The sequence below is a fragment of the Bizionia sediminis genome (assembly GCF_042684585.1).
In the GTDB taxonomy this organism is placed as follows: Bacteria; Bacteroidota; Bacteroidia; order Flavobacteriales; family Flavobacteriaceae; genus Algorimicrobium; species Algorimicrobium sediminis.
Map to the genome: position 1 here is coordinate 248152 of NZ_JBHULS010000003.1, position 24428 is coordinate 272579.

24 protein-coding genes are annotated in these 24428 nt (G+C 37.6%); 13 read left to right on the top strand and 11 right to left on the bottom strand.

Annotation, left to right across the window (positions count from 1 at the left end):
• Positions 1–25: 25 nt before the first annotated feature.
• On the bottom strand, positions 26–1003 hold the full coding sequence (locus ACFSQP_RS09180; protein ID WP_376893684.1) for a pyruvate dehydrogenase complex E1 component subunit beta: 978 nt from the start codon (positions 1001–1003) through the stop codon (positions 26–28).
• 508 nt (positions 1004–1511) lie between these two features.
• Here ACFSQP_RS09180 and ACFSQP_RS09185 point away from each other — a divergent pair.
• The 4 genes from ACFSQP_RS09185 to ACFSQP_RS09200 all read left to right on the top strand — a co-directional run bounded on the left by ACFSQP_RS09185 (position 1512) and on the right by ACFSQP_RS09200 (position 5837).
• Complete coding sequence (locus ACFSQP_RS09185) at positions 1512–2258, top strand: electron transfer flavoprotein subunit beta/FixA family protein (RefSeq protein ID WP_376893686.1); 747 nt, start codon at positions 1512–1514, stop codon at positions 2256–2258.
• 60 nt (positions 2259–2318) lie between these two features.
• Complete coding sequence (locus tag ACFSQP_RS09190; protein WP_376893687.1) at positions 2319–3278, top strand: electron transfer flavoprotein subunit alpha/FixB family protein; 960 nt, start codon at positions 2319–2321, stop codon at positions 3276–3278.
• 121 nt (positions 3279–3399) lie between these two features.
• The gene (locus ACFSQP_RS09195; protein WP_376893689.1) at positions 3400–4014 is read left to right on the top strand and encodes a bifunctional nuclease family protein; all 615 of its coding nucleotides are present in this window, start codon (positions 3400–3402) and stop codon (positions 4012–4014) included.
• Positions 4015–4115: 101 nt separating this feature from the next.
• Positions 4116–5837 (top strand): NupC/NupG family nucleoside CNT transporter, encoded by a 1722-nt coding sequence (locus ACFSQP_RS09200; RefSeq protein ID WP_376893691.1) that lies wholly within the window; start codon positions 4116–4118, stop codon positions 5835–5837.
• Positions 5838–5849: 12 nt separating this feature from the next.
• Here the strand turns inward: ACFSQP_RS09200 and ACFSQP_RS09205 are convergent, their stop codons facing one another.
• Positions 5850–6002, bottom strand: a complete 153-nt coding sequence (locus ACFSQP_RS09205; protein WP_376893693.1) for a hypothetical protein — start codon at positions 6000–6002, stop codon at positions 5850–5852.
• A 25-nt stretch (positions 6003–6027) separates the two neighbouring features.
• On the bottom strand, positions 6028–6180 hold the full coding sequence (locus ACFSQP_RS09210) for a hypothetical protein (protein WP_376893695.1): 153 nt from the start codon (positions 6178–6180) through the stop codon (positions 6028–6030).
• 204 nt (positions 6181–6384) lie between these two features.
• On the opposite strand from ACFSQP_RS09210, the gene ACFSQP_RS09215 reads away from it, so the two are divergent.
• From ACFSQP_RS09215 to lspA, 5 genes are all read left to right on the top strand, one after another.
• Positions 6385–7209, top strand: coding sequence for a thymidylate synthase (locus ACFSQP_RS09215; protein WP_376893697.1), 825 nt, complete (start codon positions 6385–6387; stop codon positions 7207–7209).
• Between the two features lie 172 nt (positions 7210–7381).
• Positions 7382–8281: a dihydrofolate reductase gene (locus tag ACFSQP_RS09220; RefSeq protein ID WP_376893699.1), complete on the top strand. Its 900-nt coding sequence runs from the start codon at positions 7382–7384 to the stop codon at positions 8279–8281.
• A 63-nt stretch (positions 8282–8344) separates the two neighbouring features.
• On the top strand, positions 8345–9898 hold the full coding sequence (locus ACFSQP_RS09225; RefSeq protein WP_376893700.1) for an NAD(P)/FAD-dependent oxidoreductase: 1554 nt from the start codon (positions 8345–8347) through the stop codon (positions 9896–9898).
• Between the two features lie 109 nt (positions 9899–10007).
• The gene (gene fabD, locus ACFSQP_RS09230; protein WP_376893703.1) at positions 10008–10904 is read left to right on the top strand and encodes an ACP S-malonyltransferase; all 897 of its coding nucleotides are present in this window, start codon (positions 10008–10010) and stop codon (positions 10902–10904) included.
• Complete coding sequence (gene lspA, locus ACFSQP_RS09235; RefSeq protein ID WP_376893705.1) at positions 10901–11404, top strand: signal peptidase II; 504 nt, start codon at positions 10901–10903, stop codon at positions 11402–11404. Before fabD ends, lspA begins: the two co-directional genes overlap by 4 nt.
• Before the next feature lie 79 nt (positions 11405–11483).
• On the opposite strand, the gene ACFSQP_RS09240 is transcribed toward lspA, so the two are convergent.
• From ACFSQP_RS09240 to ACFSQP_RS09250, 3 genes are all read right to left on the bottom strand, one after another.
• Positions 11484–11675 carry a hypothetical protein gene (locus tag ACFSQP_RS09240; RefSeq protein WP_376893708.1) on the bottom strand — a complete coding sequence of 64 codons (192 nt, stop codon included), beginning with the start codon at positions 11673–11675 and terminating at the stop codon, positions 11484–11486.
• Between the two features lie 249 nt (positions 11676–11924).
• Positions 11925–12947: a UDP-glucose 4-epimerase GalE gene (gene galE / locus ACFSQP_RS09245; RefSeq protein WP_376893710.1), complete on the bottom strand. Its 1023-nt coding sequence runs from the start codon at positions 12945–12947 to the stop codon at positions 11925–11927.
• On the bottom strand, positions 12940–14097 hold the full coding sequence (locus ACFSQP_RS09250; RefSeq protein WP_376893712.1) for a DegT/DnrJ/EryC1/StrS family aminotransferase: 1158 nt from the start codon (positions 14095–14097) through the stop codon (positions 12940–12942). Before ACFSQP_RS09250 ends, galE begins: the two co-directional genes overlap by 8 nt.
• 82 nt (positions 14098–14179) lie before the next feature.
• Here ACFSQP_RS09250 and ACFSQP_RS09255 point away from each other — a divergent pair, with 82 nt between their 5' ends.
• Positions 14180–15412 (top strand): 3-deoxy-D-manno-octulosonic acid transferase, encoded by a 1233-nt coding sequence (locus ACFSQP_RS09255; RefSeq protein ID WP_376893714.1) that lies wholly within the window; start codon positions 14180–14182, stop codon positions 15410–15412.
• Between the two features lie 111 nt (positions 15413–15523).
• Complete coding sequence (locus tag ACFSQP_RS09260) at positions 15524–15856, top strand: hypothetical protein (protein WP_376893716.1); 333 nt, start codon at positions 15524–15526, stop codon at positions 15854–15856.
• Between the two features lie 91 nt (positions 15857–15947).
• Here the strand turns inward: ACFSQP_RS09260 and ACFSQP_RS09265 are convergent, their stop codons facing one another.
• The 3 genes from ACFSQP_RS09265 to ACFSQP_RS09275 all read right to left on the bottom strand — a co-directional run bounded on the left by ACFSQP_RS09265 (position 15948) and on the right by ACFSQP_RS09275 (position 18582).
• Positions 15948–16790, bottom strand: coding sequence for a universal stress protein (locus ACFSQP_RS09265; protein WP_376893718.1), 843 nt, complete (start codon positions 16788–16790; stop codon positions 15948–15950).
• An 84-nt stretch (positions 16791–16874) separates the two neighbouring features.
• Positions 16875–17717: a universal stress protein gene (locus ACFSQP_RS09270; RefSeq protein ID WP_376893720.1), complete on the bottom strand. Its 843-nt coding sequence runs from the start codon at positions 17715–17717 to the stop codon at positions 16875–16877.
• Positions 17718–17739: 22 nt separating this feature from the next.
• Positions 17740–18582, bottom strand: coding sequence for a universal stress protein (locus tag ACFSQP_RS09275; RefSeq protein ID WP_376893722.1), 843 nt, complete (start codon positions 18580–18582; stop codon positions 17740–17742).
• A 267-nt stretch (positions 18583–18849) separates the two neighbouring features.
• On the opposite strand from ACFSQP_RS09275, the gene ACFSQP_RS09280 reads away from it, so the two are divergent.
• A complete protein-coding gene (locus ACFSQP_RS09280) occupies positions 18850–19740 on the top strand; it encodes a DnaJ C-terminal domain-containing protein (RefSeq protein ID WP_376893724.1) in 891 nt (296 codons plus the stop codon).
• 3 nt (positions 19741–19743) lie between these two features.
• Positions 19744–20040: a chaperone modulator CbpM gene (locus tag ACFSQP_RS09285; protein ID WP_376893726.1), complete on the top strand. Its 297-nt coding sequence runs from the start codon at positions 19744–19746 to the stop codon at positions 20038–20040.
• A gap of 345 nt (positions 20041–20385) precedes the next feature.
• Here the strand turns inward: ACFSQP_RS09285 and ACFSQP_RS09290 are convergent, their stop codons facing one another.
• Together ACFSQP_RS09290 and ACFSQP_RS09295 are read right to left on the bottom strand one after the other, a co-directional pair.
• A complete protein-coding gene (locus tag ACFSQP_RS09290; RefSeq protein ID WP_376893728.1) occupies positions 20386–23553 on the bottom strand; it encodes a M1 family aminopeptidase in 3168 nt (1055 codons plus the stop codon).
• On the bottom strand, positions 23550–24422 hold the full coding sequence (locus ACFSQP_RS09295) for an ABC transporter ATP-binding protein (protein ID WP_376893730.1): 873 nt from the start codon (positions 24420–24422) through the stop codon (positions 23550–23552). Before ACFSQP_RS09295 ends, ACFSQP_RS09290 begins: the two co-directional genes overlap by 4 nt.
• Positions 24423–24428: the final 6 nt, after the last annotated feature.

Sequence of the window (24428 nt, forward strand, 5' to 3'; positions counted from 1 at the left end):
TTTTATAAACGCAAAAAATGCGTTTTTATTTATACATTACCTTTTTTACCGCTTTTATAACGTCGGTATGGTTTGGTAACCATTCCTCTAAAAGTACCGGCGAGTAAGGTGCTGGTGTATCGGCGGTATTTATGCGCACAATAGGAGCGTCTAGGTAATCGAATGCTTCCGATTGCACTAAATACGTAATTTCGGTAGCTACATTACCAAACGGCCAAGCTTCCTCTAGCACCACCAAACGGTTGGTTTTTTTAACCGATTTTAATATGGCACTACGGTCCATTGGGCGCACGGTACGTAAATCTAATATTTCGCAAGAAATACCTTCTTTAGCAAGCTCATCTGCCGCTGTGTAGGCTTCTTTTATAATTTTTCCAAACGATACAATTGTGACGTCGGTGCCTTCGCGTTTAATATCGGCAACGCCTAATGGAATGGTGTATTCGCCTTCAGGAATTTCGCCCTTATCGCCATACATTTGCTCACTTTCCATAAAAATAACCGGATCGTTATCGCGTATAGCGGACTTTAACAAACCTTTGGCATCGTATGGGTTGGATGGTACCACAACTTTTAAACCAGGTGTATTTGCAAACCAACTTTCAAAAGCTTGAGAATGCGTAGCCGCTAATTGACCAGCTGATGCTGTAGGCCCACGAAAAACAATTGGGCATGCAAACTGCCCTCCAGACATTTGTCTGATTTTTGCCGCATTGTTTATAATTTGATCAATACCAACCAAGGAGAAGTTAAAGGTCATGTACTCCACAATAGGTCTATTCCCTGTCATGGTAGAACCAATAGCTATTCCGGCAAAACCTAACTCGGCAATAGGAGTATCTATAACGCGTTTTGGACCAAACTCGTCCAACATACCTTTAGATGCTTTATAAGCACCATTATACTCGGCTACCTCTTCACCCATTAAATAAACACTTTCGTCACGGCGCATTTCTTCGCTCATGGCTTCGGCAATCGCTTCTCTAAATTGTATTGTCTTCATTTACTTATCTTAATTACGAAACAACAAAAGTAAGAATTATTGATAACAAAAAAACATATTTTTAAATCCGAAATACATTTCAATTTTAAATGGGAAGGTTCAGTGTAATTGCGCTTGCTTCCTGCTGCGCCATATCAGGTTTAAGAATGCTACACGAGGCGTGTTTTATTTTTATTTTCAATTTTAATTAAGGCCATAAAAAAACCTAATTAGTTACAACCTAACAGGCTGAAGCTATGCGCTATAAATAAAAGTGACACCGTACCAATTTGCTATAAAAAATTAGATGCTGCCATTGCTTTCAATTTAGCAAATCTAGCAGCCAAGCAACAGGGCTTTATAGGCCCTATTTTTCTTGTTACGTTAATAAAATACTAAATTATGGCGCCAAACGACCTAAAAAGGTTTAAACCGCTGTTTTTACTATGCGTGCATAGTAATATTTCAAAATAAAATAATTAACTTCGTAACCTGAAATAGAGTATACATTTTAATAAAAAAAATAGATATGAAAATATTAGTATGTATTAGCCATGTACCTGATACGACTTCCAAGATTAATTTCACAGATGGCGATTCAAAATTTGACACCAATGGGGTTCAATTTGTAATCAATCCCAATGATGAATTTGGACTAACGCGTGCCATGTGGTTTAAAGAAAAACAAGGCGCTAGCGTTACAGTTGTAAACGTAGGTGGACCAGAAACAGAGCCAACCTTACGTAAAGCCTTGGCTATTGGTGCAGACAATGCCATTCGTGTAAACACCGAAGCTTTAGATGGTTTTCAAGTTGCCAAACAATTAGCGGCAGTGGTAAAAGAAGGTGGTTACGATTTAGTTATTGCCGGACGCGAATCTATTGACTACAATGGTGGCATGGTGCCAGGCATGTTAGCAGCATTAACCAACGCCAACTTTGTAACCAACTGTATTAGTTTAGAAGTAGACGGAACAACCGTGAAAGCCATGCGCGAAATTGATGGTGGTAAAGAAACAGTTACTACTAGTTTACCATTAGTTATTGGTGGTCAAAAAGGTTTGGTTGAAGAAAGCGACTTACGCATCCCAAACATGCGTGGTATTATGATGGCCAGAAAAAAGCCGCTTGAAGTAAAAGAACCTATTGACGCAAAAACAGAAACCGCAGCAGTAAAATTTGAAAAACCAGCACCAAAAGGCGCGGTAAAACTTATTGATGCAGATAATATAGATGAATTAATAAACTTACTTCACAACGAAGCTAAAGTGATTTAAAAATTTTATTCAAACTGGGCCTTACGCAGCCTATTGTTTGAGTTTTAAAAACAAAAAAATATGTCAGTTTTAGTATATACAGAATCCGAACAAGGACAATTTAAAAAAACCGCTTTAGAGGTTGCTTCTTATGCAAAAGCTGTTGCGGAACAAATGAACACAAGTGTTACAGCTATCACTTTTAATGCCGGCGATACCAGTGTACTGGGTCAGCATGGTGTCGATAAAGTTTTAAAAGTAACCAACGCTAGTCTAGAAAAATTTAATGCAAATGCTTATGCCAGCGCCATTGCAGAAGCTGCAAAAAATGAAGGTGCCCAAGTGGTTATTATAAGCTCCAGTGCCGATAGTAAATATTTAGCGCCTATTTTAGCTATTAATCTTGAAGCTGGCTACGCCCCTAACGTGGTTGCTGCACCTGAAAGTGTTGCTCCATTTACCGTGAAGCGCACCGCTTTTACCAACAAAGCTTTTAACATGACAACCATTGAAACACCTGTTAAATTAGTGGGCGTTTCTAAAAATGCTTTTGGGGTAACCGAAAATACAGCTCCAGCAACAGCAACCGATTTTGCACCAAACATTCCAGAAATGGGCGTGCATGTGGATGCCGTAGATAAAGTTACAGGACAAGTAACCATTGCAGATGCCGAAGTAGTAGTCTCTGCAGGTCGTGGCCTAAAAGGACCTGAAAATTGGGGAATGATTGAGGAATTAGCCGATGTACTGGGTGCGGCAACTGCATGTTCCAAACCTGTTAGCGATTTAGGATGGCGACCACATGGCGAACACGTTGGACAAACGGGAAAACCAGTAGCTTCTAACTTGTACATTGCCATTGGTATCTCTGGTGCTATTCAGCATTTGGCAGGTATTAATGCATCAAAAGTAAAAGTGGTTATTAACACCGATCCTGAAGCGCCATTTTTTAAGGCTGCCGATTATGGAATTGTAGGCGATGCCTTTGAAGTAGTGCCAGAACTAATTACAAAATTAAAAGCATTTCAAGCCCAACAATAAATATATTTTTTTAAATTGTATTTATAAAAAGGACTGTTTAGGTTAGTATAAATTACTAAAACTGTTTCATATGGTTTGGTAAAGTCCTAATTTAAACAGTTCTTTGTTTTTTAATTTTATTATGAGTTTAGTTCGACTAAATATTAAAGGAATATCCTATAGCCAAACCCAAAATGGTGCCTATGCACTCATACTAAATGAAGTAGATGGCGACAGAAAACTACCTATAGTTATTGGCGCTTTTGAAGCCCAATCCATTGCTATTGCTTTAGAAAAAGAAATTAGACCACCCAGACCACTTACACACGATTTGTTTAAAGATTTTGCAGATCGGTTTAATATTATTGTTAAGCAAGTAATTATTCACAAACTCGTAGATGGGGTGTTTTATTCCAGTATTATTTGCGAACGAGACGAAAACGAAGAAATTATTGACGCCAGAACCAGCGATGCTATTGCATTAGCTCTACGTTTTCAAGCTCCTATATTTACCTATAAAAACATTCTGGACAAAGCTGGAATTTATCTAAAAATAAATCCAGAGAACGAGGAAGAAACCGAAACCGACTCCGTTTTGGTAGACGATTTAATATCCGATGAATTAGAAACCAGTAACGAACCAGAGAACTACAAAGCTAAAACCCTAGAGGAACTAAACAGCTTGTTAGACGAGGCTGTTGCCAATGAAAATTATGAAAAAGCGGCAAAAATACGCGATGAAATATCAAAACGTTAACCCCATAAATACTAATTTGCCGTTACAAATTGGACCAACAATCTGACTACTACCTAAAACATACCGGTGATTTAAAGATTGTAAAAAATAACTTACACCAAATGAAACAGCTATTTCTAGCCTTAACAACCCTTCTTTTTTGCCTTGTAAACCTTCAAGCACAAGATATTTCTAAAAAATGGGCTTTTGAATCTGTAACCAATCAAATAGGGAGTTCCAACAATTCCATTCACCCTTATACCGATGTCCTTAACCTAGAAAATGGCGAATTTGAATTTGCACTTAAAGATAACGACACAGTAACGGCCTCGGGAGATTATATGCTTCAAAATAATTTATTGGTATTCTTTTACAACCAACCCACAGAAACCATTAAGCGCTATAAAATTGCCACGTTAACAGACTCAACTCTTATATTTACTGCCAATAATTTAACCTACAGTTTTCAAGCGCCCACTAGTTTAGACCCTTTACCAATTACCGAAACTGCCAGCACAACCGAAGCTATTATTCCTAGTCAAGGATTTTCTTTAAACAGTCTTTGGCGGGGCGCATTAGGAATGGTTTCCTTAATTTTTATCGCCTTCCTGTTTAGCAACAACAGGCGTGCCGTTAACTGGAAAACGGTTGGTATTGGATTGGCATTTCAATTAATAATTGCTATTGGTGTTTTAAAGGTACCTTTTATTCAAAGTGCTTTTGAAGGTGTAGGAGGCTTATTTATAAGTATTTTGGATTTTACCAGAGCAGGAAGCAAGTTTTTGTTTGAAGGTTTGGTGGTAGATATGGATACCTTCGGTTTTATTTTTGCCTTTCAAGTATTGCCTACTATTATTTTCTTTTCGGCCTTAACATCTGTTTTATTTTATTTGGGTATTATTCAACGGGCTGTAAAATTAATGGCTTTACTGCTATCCAAATTACTTAAAATTTCAGGAGCCGAGAGTTTAAGCGTTGCAGGAAATATCTTTTTAGGGCAAACCGAGGCACCACTTCTTATTAAGGCCTATCTAGAAAAAATGACCAAATCCGAAATCCTCTTGGTTATGATAGGCGGAATGGCCACAGTAGCCGGCGCTGTGCTAGCTGCTTATATTGGTTTCTTGGGCGGAGACGACCCTGCCATGCGCCTTATATACGCCAAACATTTGTTAGCTGCTTCGGTTATGGCTGCACCCGGCGCCATTGTTATCTCAAAAATACTATACCCACAAACAGAAAAAATTAACACCGATGTTACGGTATCTTCCGAAAAAATAGGTGCTAATATCCTGGACGCTATTGCTAATGGCACCACGGAAGGCCTGCGTTTGGCGGTAAATGTAGGCGCTATGTTGCTCGTTTTTGTGGCTTTTATTGCTATGCTAAACGGCATATTGGGATGGGTTGGAAATGTTTCCACTTTAAATACTTGGATGGCCAGTAATACACCTTATCCAGCCCTTTCGTTGGAAGCTATTTTAGGAACTATTTTTGCTCCGCTTATGTGGCTCATTGGGGTTGCTACAGAAGATATTATGATGATGGGCCAACTTTTAGGCATCAAACTAGCAGCAAGTGAATTTGTTGGTTACATACAGTTAGCCGACTTAAAAAATGTTGCCAACGAGGTGCACTTAAACTACAACAAATCCATTATCATGGCTACCTATATGTTATGCGGATTTGCCAACTTTGCCTCTATTGGTATTCAAATTGGAGGCATTGGCTCTTTAGCGCCTGGGCAACGTAAAACATTATCGGAATTTGGTATGAAAGCCCTTATTGGTGGCACCATTGCCTCTTTAATTTCGGCAACTATTGCTGGCATGATTATAGGCTAATTAGGAACCTATTTACTGCTTAAAACACTTTTCGCCCCTATTATCTTCAAATTGGGGCACTAAATCTTTAGCGCTTGGGCAACGTAAAACACTATCCGAATTTGGTATGAAAGCCCTTTTTGGAGGCACCTTTGCTTCTTTAATTTCAGCAACTATTGCTGGCATGATTATAGGCTAATTAGGAACCTATTTACTGCTTAAAACACTTTCCGCCCCTATTATATTCAAATTGGGGCACTAAATCTTTAGCGCCTGGGCAACGTAAAACACTATCCGAATTTGGTATGAAAGTCCTTTTTGGAGGCACCTTTGCTTCTTTAATTTCGGCAACTATTGCCGGCATAATTATAGGCTAATTAGAAACCTATTTATTGCTTAAAACACTTTACCCTGTATGTTTTTATTAAAACAAGCTTATCAGTTTTTAAAAATTAGTGCCTCTAGTCATCAATTTGTTTTTGTATTTTCGCAATCTAATTGTTTTCAAAAACAATTTATTGTAACCTTAATTTTATAATTTAAGGGGCTAATTTTAGTAAGGGATACTATGAAACAATATCACGATTTAGTTAAGCATGTATTAGAGAATGGTAATCAAAAAGACGACCGCACAGGAACGGGTACAAAAAGCGTGTTTGGCTATCAAATGCGTTTTAACTTAGATGATGGGTTCCCCATGGTAACCACCAAAAAGCTTCACTTTAAATCTATAGTTTACGAACTGTTGTGGTTTTTAAAAGGCGACACTAATATAACTTATCTTCAAAATAATGGGGTACGTATTTGGAACGAATGGGCCGATGAAGCTGGTAATTTAGGCCCCGTTTACGGTCACCAATGGCGGAACTGGAATAATGATGATATCGATCAAATTTCAGATATAGTAAACACGCTAAAAACAAATCCCGATAGTCGGCGTATGCTTGTTTCTGCATGGAATCCGTCTGTTATGCCAGACACGTCCAAATCGTTTAGCGCCAATGTAGCCAATGGCAAAGCAGCCCTGCCTCCCTGCCATGCTTTTTTTCAGTTTTACGTGGCCAATGGGAAGTTATCTTGCCAATTGTACCAACGCAGTGCCGATATATTTTTGGGGGTTCCTTTTAACATTGCTTCCTACGCTTTATTTACCATGATGATGGCACAAGTATGTGGTTACCAACCAGGAGAATTTATTCACACCTTTGGCGATGCGCACATATACAGCAACCACCACGAACAATTAAAATTACAATTATCGCGCGATTTAAGGCCTCTACCAAAAGTGCGGCTAAATCCGGAAGTCACTAATATATTCGATTTCAAATTTGAAGATTTTACGCTAGAAGGCTATAATCCGCATCCTCCTATAAAAGGTCAAGTAGCAATTTAATTGTTTTTTAACGCTTGCAAAAAGCCAAAAAACTGTATAAATATTTTACCTATACCTTTGCTGCACAGGTGAGATACCTGTTTAATATGGATTCCGTTTCAATAAAATGAAAAGTAGCTTTTTACAGGTTATTTATTAGAAAATAGCTACATTTACATAAAAGAAGGAAGTCATGTTTGGCACTAAAAAAGAAACGCCCACAATAGATAAAGAGCAACTAGAACTTATTGAAACAGCACAAAAACGCATTAAGCAAAAAAAACGCTTGTATGCCCACTTTGTTGTGTTTCTTATTGGGTCTGTATTTTTAATTCTTGCCAATACAGTTTTAGGCATTGGGCAAAACATAAAGTTGTTTAATATAGATTGGTTTGTATACGCTATTGGCTTGTGGTTATTCCTATTTATCTATCACTTGTTTACTGTTTATGTTACGTCCAAACTTTTAAGCAAGAAATGGGAAGAAAAACAACTCAATATTTTAGTTTCTAAACAACAAAAACGTATTGAAGAATTAAAACAGCAAGTAGCTAAAGATTTACCAATTCCAGAAAAAAAAACAGTAAAACCAAGCTCTAGCAAAACTAACGCAACCATTATAGTTGCTGCAGCAGAAAACAATGCCATTGGTAAAAACAATGCGTTAATTTGGCATTTAACAGACGATTTAAAACGATTTAAAACGCTTACAAGTGGCCACCACATAATTATGGGCCGAAAAACATTTGAAAGTTTTCCCAAACCACTACCTAATCGCACACATATTGTTATTTCGCGTCAAAAAAATTACCAGGCTCCACAGGGCGTAATTGTTGTTCATAATCTAGACGATGCGCTAGATGCTGCTCGCGCAGATAGCCAACCCTTTATAATTGGCGGTGGCGATATTTACAAACAAGCCATGGCCATAGCTCATAAAATTGAGCTAACCCGAGTACATGATAATTTTGAAGCGGATACATTTTTTCCCGAGATAGACACGTCTGTTTGGAAAGAAGTAACTAAAACCACTCATGAAAAAGATGCACATCATGCGTACAGTTTCTCTTTTATTACCTATATAAGACGGTGAAAAATATAAGAAAGATGCCAGCCGTTTTTATAAGTTTTAGCCGTTTTTAATTACATTCGTTACATGCTTAAAACCATTCAATTACGTGTCACTTTACAAGAGGAAGAACAAACCGACATATTACTTAAAAAAGCGGCCGAATTTCTTCAAGTAAACCAAACACAAATTTCTGGTATTCAGGTACTTCGAAAGTCTATCGATGCCCGAAAACCTCTTATTGTTTTTAATTATAAGGTGGCCGTTTATATAAACGAACCTGTTCCAAACACCTCAACTTATAATTTCAACTATCAGGATGTATCTGCAGCAAAACCCATTCATATAGTTGGCTTTGGCCCAGCTGGTATGTACGCAGCTTTACGTTGCATTGAGCTAGGATTTAAGCCCATTATATTGGAGCGCGGCAAAAATGTAAAAGACAGGCGCCGGGATTTAAAAGCCATAAATAGGGACCATATTGTTAATGAAGACTCCAATTATTGCTTTGGCGAAGGAGGCGCTGGCACCTACAGCGACGGCAAACTATACACCCGAAGCTTAAAGCGTGGCGACGTGCGGCGTATTTTTGAAAACTTGGTATACCACGGTGCTACCAGTCAAATTCTAGTAGATGCGCATCCACATATTGGCACCAATAAATTGCCAAAAATAGTTCAGAATATCCGAGAAACTATTTTAAAATTTGGTGGCGAAATTTATTTTGAAACTAGGGTAACAGACTTTATTATCAAACAAAATGCCATACAAGGCCTTGTGCTGCAAAGCGGTGAAGTAATGTCCGCCAATCGGGTTATTTTAGCTACAGGGCATTCTGCTCGTGATATATTTTATTTACTGCATAGAAAAGGTATTAGCATAGAGGCAAAATCGTTTGCTATGGGTGTTCGTGCAGAACATCCGCAGGAACTTATAGACAACATTCAGTATCATTGCAGTGGTCCGCGCCACGATTTGTTACCAGCAGCTTCCTATAGTTTGGTGCACCAAGTTAATAACAGGGGAGTTTACTCATTTTGCATGTGCCCTGGTGGCTTCATTGTACCTGCTGCTACAGCACCTGGCGAAGTGGTAGTTAACGGGATGTCGCCTTCAAAACGCAACAACCAATTTGCTAACTCGGGTATTGTTGTAGAAATAAATGTACACACCGATTTACCAAAATTTGAACACTTTGGCGCTTTAAAAGGCTTGGAATACCAAAAAAGCCTGGAGCGCTTGGCTTTTACAGCCGGTGGCAGAAATCAAACCGCACCTGCCCAGCGCTTAACAGATTTTGTATCAGGCAACATGTCTGCTAGTCTCAACCCAAGCTCCTACCAACCCGGTTTAAATTCAGCACCTTTACACGCCCTTTTACCGCGAATAATAGGCCATAGGTTACGCCAAGGGTTTAAAGCATTTGGCTCAAAAATGCATGGGTACTTTACCGAACAAGCCAACATTATTGGTGTAGAATCTAGAACATCCTCGCCAGTAAGCATACCACGTAACAAACAATTGGAGCATATCCAAATAGCTGGCTTATACCCTTGTGGAGAGGGTGCTGGTTATGCAGGTGGTATCGTTTCTGCAGCCATGGATGGTGAGCGTTGTGCAGAGGCTGCTTGTGCCTCATAAAAGTGCTCATGTGCACGCACTCTAGAAAACTGGCATGATATAATAGTAAAAAGCCCCGCTTAAACTAATTTAAAATTTCCTATTTTTGCGACACAAAATTTTGAAAACTATGAACGCATATATATTTCCAGGCCAAGGTGCGCAATTTAGCGGAATGGGCTTGGACCTTTACGAAAAATCGGCTGTAGCCCAAGAATTATTTGAATTGGCTAACAACATTTTAGGATTTAATATTACAGATATCATGTTTGAAGGCTCTGCCGAGGACTTAAAACAGACTAAAGTTACCCAACCCGCAATATTTTTACATTCGGTTATTTTAGCCAAAGTTTTAGGATCTCATTTTAAACCAAACATGGTAGCTGGGCATTCTTTAGGCGAATTTTCAGCCTTGGTTGCCAACGGCTGTATGAATTTTGAAGATGGCCTAAAGTTAGTTTCTAAACGTGCTTTAGCCATGCAACAAGCCTGCGAAATGCAACCAAGTACCATGGCTGCCGTTTTAGGACTAGACGATGCTATAGTAGAGCAAATATGTGCCGATACAGCAGGTATTGTTGTAGCAGCAAACTACAACTGTCCGGGACAGTTAGTTATTTCAGGAGAAATTGAGGCTGTAGACAAGGCTTGCAATGCTTTAAAAGAAGCAGGTGCTCGCCGTGCTTTAGTATTACCCGTTGGTGGCGCCTTTCATTCGCCACTAATGGAACCTGCTCGCGAGGAATTGGCTGCCGCTATAGAGGCAACCACCTTTTCCAAACCTATTTGTCCTATTTACCAAAATGTTACAGCAAGTGCCGTAACAGACGAGGCCGCTATTAAAACCAACCTGATTTCCCAACTTACAGCGCCTGTTAAATGGACACAGTCTGTAGAGCAAATGATAACAGATGGCGCCACATTATTTACCGAAGTAGGGCCAGGTAAAGTTTTACAAGGTTTGGTGAAAAAAATTAATAGAAACGCGGAAACGGCTTCGGCCGTTTTTGAAACGGATGCCTCATGAAATTAACGCGTACTGCTTGGATTATAACCATTATAGTCTTTAATATTATTATCGATCAAGTTTCGAAAATCATTGTCAGAGCCGAAGTTGTTCCTGGAAGTCAAACTCCTATTATAGGCGACCTATTTACGTTGCATAACGTGGAAAATTCCGGTGCTTTTTTAGGGATGGGAAGCGATTTCAACCCGGTTATGCGTGTCATTTTTCTTTTAGGATTACCAACCCTTGTTTTGGGCTATGTTGTGTATTATCTGTTTAAAAACAAAACCTTAGATAAGCTGTCGCTTGTAGGTTTTTGTTGTATAGTTGGTGGCGGTGTTTCTAATGTTTTTGATCGTTTTGTTTACGGTTCTGTTACCGATTATTTTCACATAGATTTAGGGGGCGTTTTTAGAACTGGTATTTTCAATATTGCCGATATGTCTGTTATGCTTGGTATGGGACTTTTATTATATGCTAGTTTTAAGCAAAATAAAAAGCTCAAATCTGCCGCTAAATAAACACCTTAAAAAAGGTTTTTGCATATAAACAGAAGAAATAAAAAAAGGACTTAAAATAATTTAAGTCCTTTTTTTATGCTTAACGTGCTAATTCGCAGGAATCGCAATCTTTAATTTTACCGTAATAGGTTTCACGGTATTTGTGTAATGTTTGTACTGGAATACTTAAAATGTGCTTCCTTATGTACGTTACTTTTGTTAGTAATTCACCCATTTTTGGTGTGAACCTTTTTTCGACTTTCGTCTCGCGTTTTACTGTAATCAATTTCATATTATCTCGTATCATTTAACTCAAAGGTACAAATGATTTGGCTTTTAAACAAAAAGCTTCTAATAAAATACTGAAAATCAATAGCGTACTACCAATACCGTAAACATAGCGGCTTATAATTGCTATATGTGTAAAAATAACAGGGCTGCGTTAACATATATGAAATAACCAAAATAGCGCCTTCTTACCTAAAAAACAGGTAAGCAAACCATATTTACAAATCCAATTTTTTGTAAAAACGCTAGTATTTTATGCATTACGTAAGCGCTGCTCCCACTTCCAAGCCGATTTCATAGCGTCGTCCAAAGAGGATGCTGCCTTCCAGCCTAAAATATTGTTTGCTTTTGTAGTGTCTGCAAACGCCGTAATGACGTCGCCCTCGCGCCTATTGGTTATTTTAAATGGCAATTTAAGATTAGAAACCCGTTCAAAGGCATGAATAACCTCAAGAACAGAACTACCAACGCCGGTACCTATATTAAAAGTCTCAAAGTTGGTGACATGTTTTTTTTGCAACAACCTTTTTAAGGCTACAACATGCGCTTTGGCCAAATCGACCACGTGTATATAATCGCGAATGCACGTACCATCAGGTGTTGGATAATCGTTACCAAACACCGATAAACTAGGTCGTAAACCGGCCGCTGTTTGCGTGATAAAAGGCACTAAATTTTGAGGCACACCAATTGGCAACTCGCCTATTTTAGCCGAAGGATGCGCACCAATTGGATTAAAATAACGCAGGGCTATAGCCTGTAAATTAGGCTTAACTTTACAGGTATCCTTAATTATTTCTTCTCCTATTTGCTTGGTATTTCCGTAAGGAGATTCGGCTGGTTTTATTGGGGCCTGTTCGGTTATGGGCATGTCGTCTGCTTGGCCATAAACGGTGCACGAAGAACTAAATATAAAATGTGCTTCTGGTTTTTTAACCAGCTCTTGAAGTACGTAAACAAGCGTATTAAGGTTGTTTTCGTAATACAACAAGGGTTCTTGAACACTTTCACCAACTGCCTTGCTTGCTGCAAAATGAATAAGGCCTGAAATGTCTGGATACTTTATAAAAAACTCCTGAACCGCTGATTTGTTTTTAAGGTCTAATTTTTCAAAAATAGCCGTCTTGCCTGTAATGCTCTGTATACCTTCTAACACATTAATAGAGGAATTGGATAGGTTATCAACTATAATAACCTCAAAGCCGTCTTGCTGCAACTCCACTACCGTGTGCGAACCAATAAAACCTAAACCTCCTGTTACAACTATTTTAGCCATTAATATATTCTAGAACTTTGGAAGTAATAAAGTTAATTTGTTCGTCGTCCAATTCTGTGTGCATTGGTAAGGATATCACACGCTGCACCAAATCGTTTGTTACTGGAAAATCGGCTTCATTATAACGGGCATCTTGATATGCTTTTTGTTTGTGCAACGGTATTGGATAGTACACACCACACGGAATATTATTCTCGTTTAAAAATGCAACTAAACCATCTCTGTTTACACCGTTTAATTTTAAGGTGTATTGGTGAAATACGTGGCAATCGCAAGTATCACAGTTTCCAGCACAACTAGCACTTTTTCTGTAAGGCGTTTCAATATTCGGGTGATTTTTAAAAGCGGTATCATATTTTGCGGCCGCCGTTTGTCGGGCTTTATTATAGGAATCTAAATGCGGTAATTTAGCATTTAGCACCGCTGCTTGTATGGAGTCTAGTCGCGAATTTACACCCACTACATCATGATGATACCGTTCGTACATGCCGTGATTTACAATACCTCTAATGGTATGAGCCAATTCGTCGTTGTTGGTAAAAATAGCGCCGCCATCGCCGTAGCAACCTAAATTTTTAGAAGGAAAAAACGAGGTAGACGCAACATGGCCAATAGTACCTGCTTTGGCTTTTTGGCCATTGCTAAACGTAAAATTAGCTCCTATGGCCTGCGCGTTATCTTCAATAACATATAAATTGTGCGCTTCAGCTAGCGCCATAATAGCCTCCATATTTGCCGGCTGCCCAAATAAATGAACAGGCACAATTGCCTTTGTTTTGGGCGTTATGGCGTTTTTAATAGCTTCAATACTGATATTAAAATCATCTGGATTTACATCTACCAAAACCGGTGTTAATTGCAAAAGTGCTATAACTTCTACAGTTGCTGCAAAGGTAAAATCTGCTGTAATTACCTCATCGCCGGGTTTTAAACCCAAGCCCATCATGGCAATTTGCAGGGCATCTGTGCCGTTGGCACAAGGTATTACATGTTTTACATTTAAATAGGTTTCAAGATTTTTTTGAAACTCATGAACTTTTGGTCCATTAATAAAAGAAGCATTGTCTATTATTTCCTGAATATCCGGATTAACAATGTCTTTTATACCACTATATTGACCTTTAAGGTCCACCATTTGTATTTTTCTCATATGGTACGAAATTACGAAATTCATTAACGCGAACCAATGAAATTATTTCAAAGAAATGTATTTTAGCCCCAAATACCATGTATTGAAACTTTTTTACAACATAGCCATTTTTATAGCGCAGCTTGTATTGCCAGTAATAGCCTTATTTAGTGCTAAAATTAAACAAGGCGTAACTGGCCGATCGCAAAGTTTTGCTATTTTAGAAAACCAATTAGATAAAGGAAAACGCACCATTTGGTATCATTGCGCTTCCTTGGGAGAGTATGAGCAAGGGCTTCCTGTATTTAAGGAATTGCGCCAATTATATCCTACCCATCAAATAGTATTAACTTTCTTTTCGCCTTCGGGATACACTATTCGAAAAAATTCACCCATTGCGGATATTGTGGTGTATTTACCTTTAGACACAGCCAAAAATGCCCGACGGTTTTTAAATTTAGTGGCACCCGATTTAACGCTCTTTGTAAAGTATGATATTTGGCCAAATTACCTGTTAGAATTAAAAAAACGGCAACACAGAACCTTGCTTATCTCGGCTTTGTTTCGAGAAAACCAATCTTATTTTAAATGGTATGGGGGTTTTATGCGCCAAGCACTTTTTGCATTTGAGCATATTTTTGTACAAAACGCCGAAACTAAAACGCTGCTAAACCGCATTCAATACACCCAAACAACCCTAACAGGCGATACGCGTTTTGACCGTGTTTACAGTCAGCTTTCCCAAAACAACCAATTGCCCTTTATTGAAGCCTTTAAGCAAGATAATTTATGCATAGTGGCCGGTAGTACGTGGCCCGAGGACGAAGCTCTTTTAGTTAATTACATTAATAAGGCGTCAGCCAACCTGAAGTTTGTTATTGCGCCGCACAATATAAAACCACAACAAATAAAAAAACTACAAAGTGCGCTAACGAAAAAAACGGTGCTTTATTCAGAAAAAGAAAACGCCCCTTTAGCCGAACAAGCTGTTTTTATAATAGATACCATTGGCCTATTAAGCAAAATATACCAGTATGCCGATGTTGCTTACGTTGGTGGCGCCATGGGGAACACAGGTTTGCATAACACATTAGAGCCGGCTGTTTTTGGTATCCCCATAATTATTGGTACACATTACAGCAAATTCCCAGAAGCTTCGCACATGATTGCTTCAGGCGGTATGGTAAGTATTAGCAATAAAAAGATGCTTAAAACCGTACTCGATAAATTCATAAACAATCCAAGCCTAGCAAAAGAATCTGGTAATCAAAATTTTAACTACATAAAAAAAAATACCGGTGCAGTAGTCCAGATTGTAAACTACATACGTATATAAACCGATTGCGAAAACACGGATGGATGTTAAAAAATGTTAATATTTTTTGTTTAATTCCATAAATTGTTGTTAAATTCGCTTAGTTAAATAAACACTAAAACTTTAAAACCAATGAAAAAATTAGTATTAAGCGCTGCATTATTATTTGCTTTAGGCGTAACGTTTACATCTTGTAGAGATGAAAATAAAGCTGACAGCGTAGAGGAAACAATGAACGAGGCTAGCGAAGCTGTTAATGAAGCTGCTGACGATGCCCAAGACGCTATGGAAGACGCTGCAAACGATGTTGAAGATGCTATGGAAGATGCTGGAGACGCCATTGACGATGCTGCACAAAAAACTGGCGATGCTGTAAACGAGGCTATGGATGATGCTAAAGAAGCTACAAAAGACGCTGCAAATTCAGTAAAAGACAAAGCTAACGAATTAACGGGAGGAAACTAATTAACCGTAAACCGTTTTACAAAAGCACACCTATTTGGTGTGCTTTTTTTGTTTAGAGTACTATCTATAACCGCTTAACTGCAACCCCATTTTAAAGTGTAACAGGAATTACCAAAAATGGTTTTGTTATGTGATGCCCAATATGATGAATGGTAGAAGTGAAAAATAAACTTTCGAAAAAGGATTTCTTTGTTTGAATCATTATCAGCATATCCGTACTATGTGTTTCTTGAAAACTCAAAATAGCTGCAGAAACATTTGTTTCTTCAACCTCGTGAAATGTGTTAACCAGTGGTTTTAATAGTTTTTGTAATGTTAGCTTTTGCCTATTTTGTTCTGTGGTTAGCGCTGTTTTACTAGCAACATGCAACACATGAAGTTGGGCATTACAATTAGTAGTTATCTCTAATACGGGCTGTAACATTTGAGTAGTGTATGGAATTTCGAAGTCTGTTGGAAACAACACCTGTTCTGGTTTTGTATACACAGCTACCTCTGGAATAGCCATTACGGGGCAAGGTGCTTTTTTAAAAACCTGAACCGTATTAGAGCCAAACAAAATTTCTTTAGCCCCTGTTGCTCCTTTGGTACCCATAACTACGTAATCGCATTTTTTGGTATCAGCTAAATAATTAACCTCATCGGTTAAAATATTAAAGGATGCCACCGTTTCAAAACTGTGTTTGGGATTGTTATTAAGCTGCTCCAAATGTACCTGTAATGCATGTAGTTTTTCTTCAGACAAAGCTTTAGCCGATTTTTCAACATTAAAAGTGGCAGCACTAATTTGCATATGATTCATGTTTTCTGCAACCGGTTCGTAACTATGAAGCAGATAAAAATGACAGGTTTCATTCGAAAAAAATTGCAACGCATAGCTCATAGCATGTTTGCTATTAGCGGAGAAATCTGTGGGTAAAATTATTCGTTTCATCTTTTTGAAGGTTTTTATTGGTTTTGTTTACCTTATTAGAAACCTGGTTTTATGGTAACCCTTTAAAAACACAAAGGCATCTAGTTACCGGTAAGAAGGAATAACCAAAAACGGGATTTTTATATGAAACCCTATTTGATTAATTCTTGATTTAAAAAACAAGTTTTCAAAAAAGGAATGTTTGTTATTTATCATGGCTAACATTTGTACCGGTGTTTCCTTCTGAAAAGCCATAATAGCGCTAGAAACCGCCTCATCCCGCACATTGTGAAATTGATGTGCTAATCCGGATAACATTGTTTGTAAAGCTGCCTTATTCTCTTTTTGAAGGGCGGTTAACTCGTGCCCAAACGACACATGTAAGCTGTGAAGCTTGGCGCCATGAAGTTTAGCAATTTCTGCAAACGGTTGTATGTTTTTGTCCTGGTAGGTAATTTCATAATCCGTAGAAAATAGAATATCCTTTGGCTTCTGGAAATTGTAGGTTGCAGGAACGGCTAAAACAGGGCAAGTAGCATCTTTAAAAGCGTGAACCGTATTGGAACCAAATAAAATTTCTTTCGCTCCTGTAGCGCCTTGGGTACCCATAACGACGTAATTAATATGATGTTTTGAAACCACATTTTTAATTTCCTGTGTTAGGGTATTAAAAGCTGACAGGGTTTTTATGTGGTGTTTGGGATTTGAAAAATCGGCTTCAATTTTATTAACCACACGTTTTAAACCATCCAAAGACGCTGTTTTTACAGCATCCATAATTTCAAACTGTGCGGCGGCAGATTGCATATAATCGGCGTTATAAACAACGGGCGTATAGGTATGTAATAAGAAAAAGGTACAAACCTCATCTTTAAAAAGCTGTAAAGCATAACTTATAGCCTGATAGGCGTTTGGCGAAAAATCTGTTGGTAATAAAATATGTTTCATAATAAATACTATTTAAAAGGTATTAGCGTCTTAAATTTTGCATTACTAATAACGGAATGCCAACATGTAAGGTCATTTTGGCAACAGCGGACTGCATAAGCATGGTTTCAAAAAAGGACTGCCGGGTGTTTACCATAACAAGCATATCGGTTTTGTTGGCTTTTAAATACGCCTCGATAGCTGTTGTTACGTCTGGGTTATTATCGGTAATTAATTTAATATCATTTTTGCAAACTACGTCTTTTATAAAATTTAAATTATCTTCTTGGCGCAAGGACAATTGCTTGCTTTTAGATACGTATAGCACATCTATTTTGGCCCGATACGGTGCTACCATTTGGCAAAGTAATTTTAGCTCGCGCCGTTTGTACGGAATTAGTAAATTGGTTGGAAACAGCACCTGTTTGGGTTGCGTGTATTTATAATGTTCTGGAATAGCCAAAACAGGACAAGGAACATATTTTAAAACCTGCAAGGTATGGCTTCCAAACACCACTTTCGGATCGTTGGTTTCCCCGCGTGTTCCCATTACAATAATATCCATATTATGGGCTTTTACCAATTTATCCGCTTCGTCTACCAATGCATTATTAGCAGCTACAATATGATATTCGTGGCGCGGATTTGGCGAAATCTTGTTTACAAACTCCAGGGTGTCATTTAGTTTTTCCATTACTTGGGCGTGCACGGCATCGGAAATTTCCTGAACGTTGCCGCGCGTTAAATCGGGATTATTATACACCCGATCTTCATAGGTATGTAAAAAATAAAAAGCACTGCGTTCGTATTTGAAAAGTTCCAAAGCAAACTTTATGGCGTTTAGCGCGTTTTCAGAAAAATCGGTTGGTATTAATATGGGCCTCATAGGATTATGTTATTAAGTTCCTTAAAGTTAAGAAACAAGTTGTTATTACAGCATGATATTTATCACATTAACAAATATTTACCCTTCTGCGATAGCTTTTCTCCATAAAAATCTCTATTTTTAAGCAAGCAGATTGTTTTTGTTTTAGCAGGGACTGTAAGGAACTAGCTTACTACAAAAACACGCGACTCTGATAAATGCGAAACGGTAATTTTTAAAAACATACCGTTTACGACACGTCTTTTTTAAACTTATTCCCTAGCGCTTATGGCTTTCATAGATTATTATAAAATTTTGAATCTTTCTAAAGATGCCACCGAACAGGACATCAAAAAAGCATACCGAAAATTAGCTCGTAAATACCATCCAGATTTAAACCCGGGCGATAAAGAGGCTGAAAAAAAATTTAAAGAAATAAACGAAGCCAATGAGGTTTTAAGCAATCCGGAGAACAGAAAAAAATACGATAACTACGGTAAAGACTGGCAACACGCAGAGGCATACGAACAGGCAAAAAGGGAACAGCAAGCAGGTAAGGCATACCAGCAACAGCATGCCCGCTCTGAATCGTTTTACGAAGGCGATTTTTCAGATTTTTTTGAATCGATGTTTGGAGGCGCAGCCCAAGGTTCGCAGCGTCAAGCAGGATTTAGGGGTGCCGATTTTAACGCGGAATTGCAACTGGACTTAAACGATGTTTATACAAGTCATAAACGAACCTTAACTGTAAATGGTAAAAATATTAGAATTACCATTCCTGCAGGAATTGAAAACGGGCAGGTAATTAAAATTACAGGACACGGTGGACCAGGTGTAAACAAGGGCCCTAACGGCGATTTATACATTAAGTTTACCATACAAAACAATACAAAGTTTAAACGCGATAAAGCCGATTTACACACCACGGTTACTTTAAACTTGTACACCGCACTTTTAGGAGGAGACATTACAACAGACACCTTTAAGGGTAAAGTAAAACTAACCGTTAAACCTGAAACACAACCAGGCACTCGCGTGAAACTTAAAGGCAAAGGCTTTCCTGTTTACAAGCAAGCCAATACATTTGGCGATTTATACATTACATATCAGGTAAAACTGCCTACAAACCTGACCGAAAAAGAAACAGAACTATTTACAGAATTATCTAAACTACGCTAATATATGAAAACACCAAACGTTATAACCATTGCCGAGTTTTGCACATACCACAAAATTCCAGAATCGTTTATTTTAGATTTAGAAGCACAGGAATTGGTAACCGTTAGAAGAGATTTTGAACAACCTTGTATTCCTATAACCGACATACAAACTGTAGAAAAATTAATTCGATTTCATTTTGAAATGGATATAAACATTGAAGGCATTCATGCTATTTCCAATTTACTAGACAAAATGGAACGCCTTCAGAGCGAAGTTCAAAGCCTTCAAAATAAACTTGCTTTTTACGAGAACAAATAAGGTTCTTAATTAATTACTTACAGCAGCGTACTTTTTACGGTCGTTAGTTGGTTAGCTGATTCTTAAATCTTTATTTTCTATATCCTTTTTATCTGTTAGGAAAAAATAGGGGAATCCATCTAAATTATAGCTATTTATGATGTGTTTACTCCAAAGAGGTTCTTGTAAAATTGGGTTTTTAAATAGGGCTATTTCTTGTTAGGTGTTAAATTTATTATCCGCATAAAAAGAAGCTACAAAACGGCGTCTAAATAGTGGAAATTTAAGAACGCATAACTTGGCGTAAAACTGTCTCGTTTTCTTCGGGACTTGGTAATGTTCCAGCCTGTTTTGTAGAAACCGTTTTTACTTGAACATAGTCAAAATTTTATCCTTAAAATGGGCATCACTCACCTTTAAAATTTCTTTTAATAAATCGGTTGAGGTTGGCTTGGCATTTGGATATGCATTTTTATTTAAAAAATTTCGCAAGGCTTCATTTAGTTTTTCTTCTCCTAGTAATTCACTTAATTCTACAAAAACAACCGCGCCTTTCGAGTATGAAATAAATATATTGTTTTTGGTAGCTTTCAACAAAGACAAGTTATCATTAAAACCCTTTTCGGCATTATAAATTTGCTTGTGTATAGCCAATCGTTCTAGCATCTTATCCTTACCATACATTTTTTTATACAGCATCATTTCTGTATACATAGCCAAGCTTTCGGTTAGCATAGCATAACCCTCACGATAATCGGGATCAATTTGATTGGTGCCCCACCAAAAGTGTGCTACTTCGTGCCCTGCCAATTCATTTATAACATCCTGATTGGGCTTCCTGGATATATTAGCATGGAAGGTCATGTGTTCTGTCATAAAAATTACACCAGGATAAGCCGTTCCCGCAAAACCTTGGGTAAAAGACGATACTTCGGCAAACTGAACAGCGTCAAAAGGATAAGGACCGAAGTTTTGAATACAATAGTCTAAAGTTAGTTTGGTGTTTTTTATAAGATGATCCACATTAATTTCATGCAACGGATGGTAAAAAACCTCAATAGCAATATCATTGTAATATGACTTTTTATAGGCATACCTAGCCGATGCTAATGCAAACCTAAAAGGTATCGCGTCTGCTTTGTATGCATAGTAATTCCTGTTAGCATCTTGCCAATGCGCTTTTAATTCGCCAGTACCAATAGCTATTTGATTTTCATTTGTTGAAATAAGCATATCCAAAGCAATAAAATCGTCGGTATAGGTTTTAACCGCATTAAATGGTTTTAGGGCTGTTGCCGTTCCTAGTGCATGTTGTTCTCTAACGGACTTATCCAACAGTTCTTTGCTAGCATCATAACCAAATTGCGGAAAATAACGACTAATGCGCATAAAGGACCCATTATTAATGACAGCATTAAAAGAATCATGACCATTTACCGGAAACCATTTGTAAGCTAAATTGAACACAAGTTTTGCCGAGTCCTGTGCTTTTAACGGCTCCTTTAATTGCAATTCAGAAACTGTGGTGTCTAGCGATATCGATTGATCCTGATAGCTAAAAACAAGCGATTTTATTTCGAAAGCTTCAGGAAGGCTAATAAGTAAAGAATCTATAGCTTGCTTATGCTGGTTAACCAACCAATAAGTACCTTTTATAGCATATGCCCTATCTTCAGGAAATACATCTATTTCTGTATTTACCTTTTTAATTGTTGGCTGGGGTAGGTTTTGGTATTTGCGGTATTTTTTTTCGTAAGCAACGCGCTTAAGTAAAGCAGTTGCTTTATCTTTTGGAACATAACCATCTAAAAAAGCATACCCCGTGGCAATTGCTAAAACGAGGCAAATTGTGGCAGCAATAAGCTTGCTAAATTTTATGGTTTTAGCTTTAAAGCTGCGTAAAATAAAAAACAGAAAAGCTACCAAGGAAAATCCAAAAATGAGTCTAAAAACAAACGACATTAAGTATGGTCCGTAACCTATAAAATTGCTGTAAGTACCCGAATAACCGGATAAAAACCTTAACAATGGATTCGGTATAATATGTTTGGAAATAGGCGTAACACACAAAATAAAAAACAATAAGGACGCCCCTAATGCAATGGCTTTACTTTTGCTTAAAGTATTAATAAATAGAAGGATTAACGCAAGGAGTATTAACGGTAAGGTATTGAAAATAAAAACTCCTAAATAAGCCTGCCAATCTAAAAAAAAATATTGAAACAAAAGTTGAAAAACAATAGCTTCCAATATCAATAAACTGGTTAGAAACATAATTACAACTACCATGCTTACACCGTGTCCTAGTATGCGCTCTTTTGCATAATAGCTAGTATTTTGTAGTATTGAAAAGCCACTGGCATCAGCACGCCAAAATACATCGTTTGTAATATAAACTACAACCAAAGCTCCCAAAAAATAAAAGGTGCTATTTATGGTTTCGGCTAACAAACCAGAGCTGGCATATTGTTGTGGCAGCCTAATACCCATATCAATATCGCCATACATTTCCACACCCACATAAAATAAAAGCAAAACAGATATTATTATAAGCGGAATGCTTTTAAAGAGGTACGTAAGGTCTGTTTTTACAAAAGAAAATAGAGCGCTTTGTCTTGTTTGTGAATTAAAGACCGTATTCGCAGTAGCAAAAGGCACATCTTCAAATTTGGATTTAAAGGTACTGATGTTTAAAGCTTTCTTTTTAAACTTCAGCTTAAAAACAGGCAGCAATGAAAAAGCCCTAATACCCAATTGTACGAAAATTACAGACAGAAAAACAACACCTAACCGATTTACCAAAAGAATTTCACGAAACGGTACCACCTGATGGTTTCGTTCAAAAACGCTGAAGTCTTTGGCATCATAAAAGTAAGCCGACAAGCCAAAAACATCTGTAATAGCAGCTATTTTTTGCGCCCACAAAGACTGCGGTAATGACTGTGCCATAAAAGGCGCATTAGAAAACATTAGCACTACCATATAAGTAATATAAAGCATTAAACCTGCCACAGCCACCAATAATTTATTCTGAAATTTTTTGGCAATAAAAAACAGGATACTGCATATAAAGAAACTATTTACAACGCCAAATACGAGAAAAGGGTACCCGTAATGCCATACATGAAACCCTACTAGTTTATCCGCATCTGTTTTAAAGGACAACCCAATAACATAACCTAACATTAAAATAAAAAAGCTCATTACCGTTAACAGGAAGAATGATAAAAAACGTGCCAAAGCGAAGTCCCGTTTTTTTAAGGGCATTGTAAAAACTATTAAACTAAAATTGGCGTCTTGTTCTTTAAAAAGCATTGAAAATGCGAGCAAAGTAGCCATTAAAATTACCATTAAGCTTAACAAACCCGTCATAAAACCAACCGAGTAAGGCGCATTGATGGCAATACCCTCACCCACAGCAATATGAAACTTAAAACCTGCAAAAAAACCAAGTAGCAAATAGGTTAAAAAAGCACATTGAATAGCTATCTGTTTTAGCCCACCTAAAATATCGTTTAGAAAAACCGTTTTCATTTTACGTTATTTAAAAAGGTGAAATAAGCATGCTCTAAATTTGGAACTACAGCTTTAAACCCAGCTGGACAGGTATCGGAATAAACGGTGATATGCATAACCTTTTCAATAAATTGTTTACTAATTACGTTGTAATTGGACGCCATACTATTAAGTTCGGCCTTGCAGATGGCTTTTTGCCAAATTTTTCCTTGTAGTGCCTCAATAAACTGATTTGGCTTACCTTTAGCTACCACAGTTCCTTGTTTTATAATTGCCATTTCGGAACACAGATTGCGCACATCCGCTACCAAATGGGTTGATAATAAAACGATAATGTCTTCACCTATTTGACTAAGTAAGGAATTAAATCTATTACGCTCTTCAGGATCTAAACCTGCGGTAGGTTCATCTACAATAACAATGCTTGGATTTCCCAACAAAGCTTGGGCCACTCCAAAACGTTGTTTCATACCGCCAGAGAAGGTATGTACTTCTTTATTTTTTGCATCTAGTAAGTTTACTTTGTCCAGAAGATTCAAAATTTGATTGTGACGTTCTTGCCTGTTAGAGACGCCTTTTAATTTGGCTAAATGTTGTAATAAATTATAGGCGGAAATTTTAGGATACACACCAAAGTATTGCGGTAAAAAACCCAACTGTTTTTGTATTTCTAAAGCATTTTTTACTACATCTACGTGGTTAAAACAAATGGTTCCTTCTGTTGGTTTTTGTAAGCCCACTATGGTTTTCATTAGTGACGATTTTCCTGCGCCATTAGGTCCAAGAAGACCAAAAACGCCATTTGTAACCTCTAAATTTATGGCAGTAAGCGCCTGGTATCCGTTGTTGTACACAAGGGATACATTGCTAATATTCAATGTATTCATAGGATA

Coding starts and splice junctions, on each gene's coding strand:
- ACFSQP_RS09180 (WP_376893684.1), bottom strand. CDS start 1,003: ATGAAGACAATACAATTTAGAGAAGCGATTGCCGAAGCCATGAGCGAA.
- ACFSQP_RS09185 (WP_376893686.1), top strand. CDS start 1,512: ATGAAAATATTAGTATGTATTAGCCATGTACCTGATACGACTTCCAAG.
- ACFSQP_RS09190 (WP_376893687.1), top strand. CDS start 2,319: ATGTCAGTTTTAGTATATACAGAATCCGAACAAGGACAATTTAAAAAA.
- ACFSQP_RS09195 (WP_376893689.1), top strand. CDS start 3,400: ATGAGTTTAGTTCGACTAAATATTAAAGGAATATCCTATAGCCAAACC.
- ACFSQP_RS09200 (WP_376893691.1), top strand. CDS start 4,116: ATGAAACAGCTATTTCTAGCCTTAACAACCCTTCTTTTTTGCCTTGTA.
- ACFSQP_RS09205 (WP_376893693.1), bottom strand. CDS start 6,002: ATGCCAGCAATAGTTGCTGAAATTAAAGAAGCAAAGGTGCCTCCAAAA.
- ACFSQP_RS09210 (WP_376893695.1), bottom strand. CDS start 6,180: ATGCCGGCAATAGTTGCCGAAATTAAAGAAGCAAAGGTGCCTCCAAAA.
- ACFSQP_RS09215 (WP_376893697.1), top strand. CDS start 6,385: ATGAAACAATATCACGATTTAGTTAAGCATGTATTAGAGAATGGTAAT.
- ACFSQP_RS09220 (WP_376893699.1), top strand. CDS start 7,382: ATGTTTGGCACTAAAAAAGAAACGCCCACAATAGATAAAGAGCAACTA.
- ACFSQP_RS09225 (WP_376893700.1), top strand. CDS start 8,345: ATGCTTAAAACCATTCAATTACGTGTCACTTTACAAGAGGAAGAACAA.
- fabD (WP_376893703.1), top strand. CDS start 10,008: ATGAACGCATATATATTTCCAGGCCAAGGTGCGCAATTTAGCGGAATG.
- lspA (WP_376893705.1), top strand. CDS start 10,901: ATGAAATTAACGCGTACTGCTTGGATTATAACCATTATAGTCTTTAAT.
- ACFSQP_RS09240 (WP_376893708.1), bottom strand. CDS start 11,675: ATGAAATTGATTACAGTAAAACGCGAGACGAAAGTCGAAAAAAGGTTC.
- galE (WP_376893710.1), bottom strand. CDS start 12,947: ATGGCTAAAATAGTTGTAACAGGAGGTTTAGGTTTTATTGGTTCGCAC.
- ACFSQP_RS09250 (WP_376893712.1), bottom strand. CDS start 14,097: ATGAGAAAAATACAAATGGTGGACCTTAAAGGTCAATATAGTGGTATA.
- ACFSQP_RS09260 (WP_376893716.1), top strand. CDS start 15,524: ATGAAAAAATTAGTATTAAGCGCTGCATTATTATTTGCTTTAGGCGTA.
- ACFSQP_RS09265 (WP_376893718.1), bottom strand. CDS start 16,790: ATGAAACGAATAATTTTACCCACAGATTTCTCCGCTAATAGCAAACAT.
- ACFSQP_RS09270 (WP_376893720.1), bottom strand. CDS start 17,717: ATGAAACATATTTTATTACCAACAGATTTTTCGCCAAACGCCTATCAG.
- ACFSQP_RS09275 (WP_376893722.1), bottom strand. CDS start 18,582: ATGAGGCCCATATTAATACCAACCGATTTTTCTGAAAACGCGCTAAAC.
- ACFSQP_RS09280 (WP_376893724.1), top strand. CDS start 18,850: ATGGCTTTCATAGATTATTATAAAATTTTGAATCTTTCTAAAGATGCC.
- ACFSQP_RS09285 (WP_376893726.1), top strand. CDS start 19,744: ATGAAAACACCAAACGTTATAACCATTGCCGAGTTTTGCACATACCAC.
- ACFSQP_RS09290 (WP_376893728.1), bottom strand. CDS start 23,553: ATGAAAACGGTTTTTCTAAACGATATTTTAGGTGGGCTAAAACAGATA.
- ACFSQP_RS09295 (WP_376893730.1), bottom strand. CDS start 24,422: ATGAATACATTGAATATTAGCAATGTATCCCTTGTGTACAACAACGGA.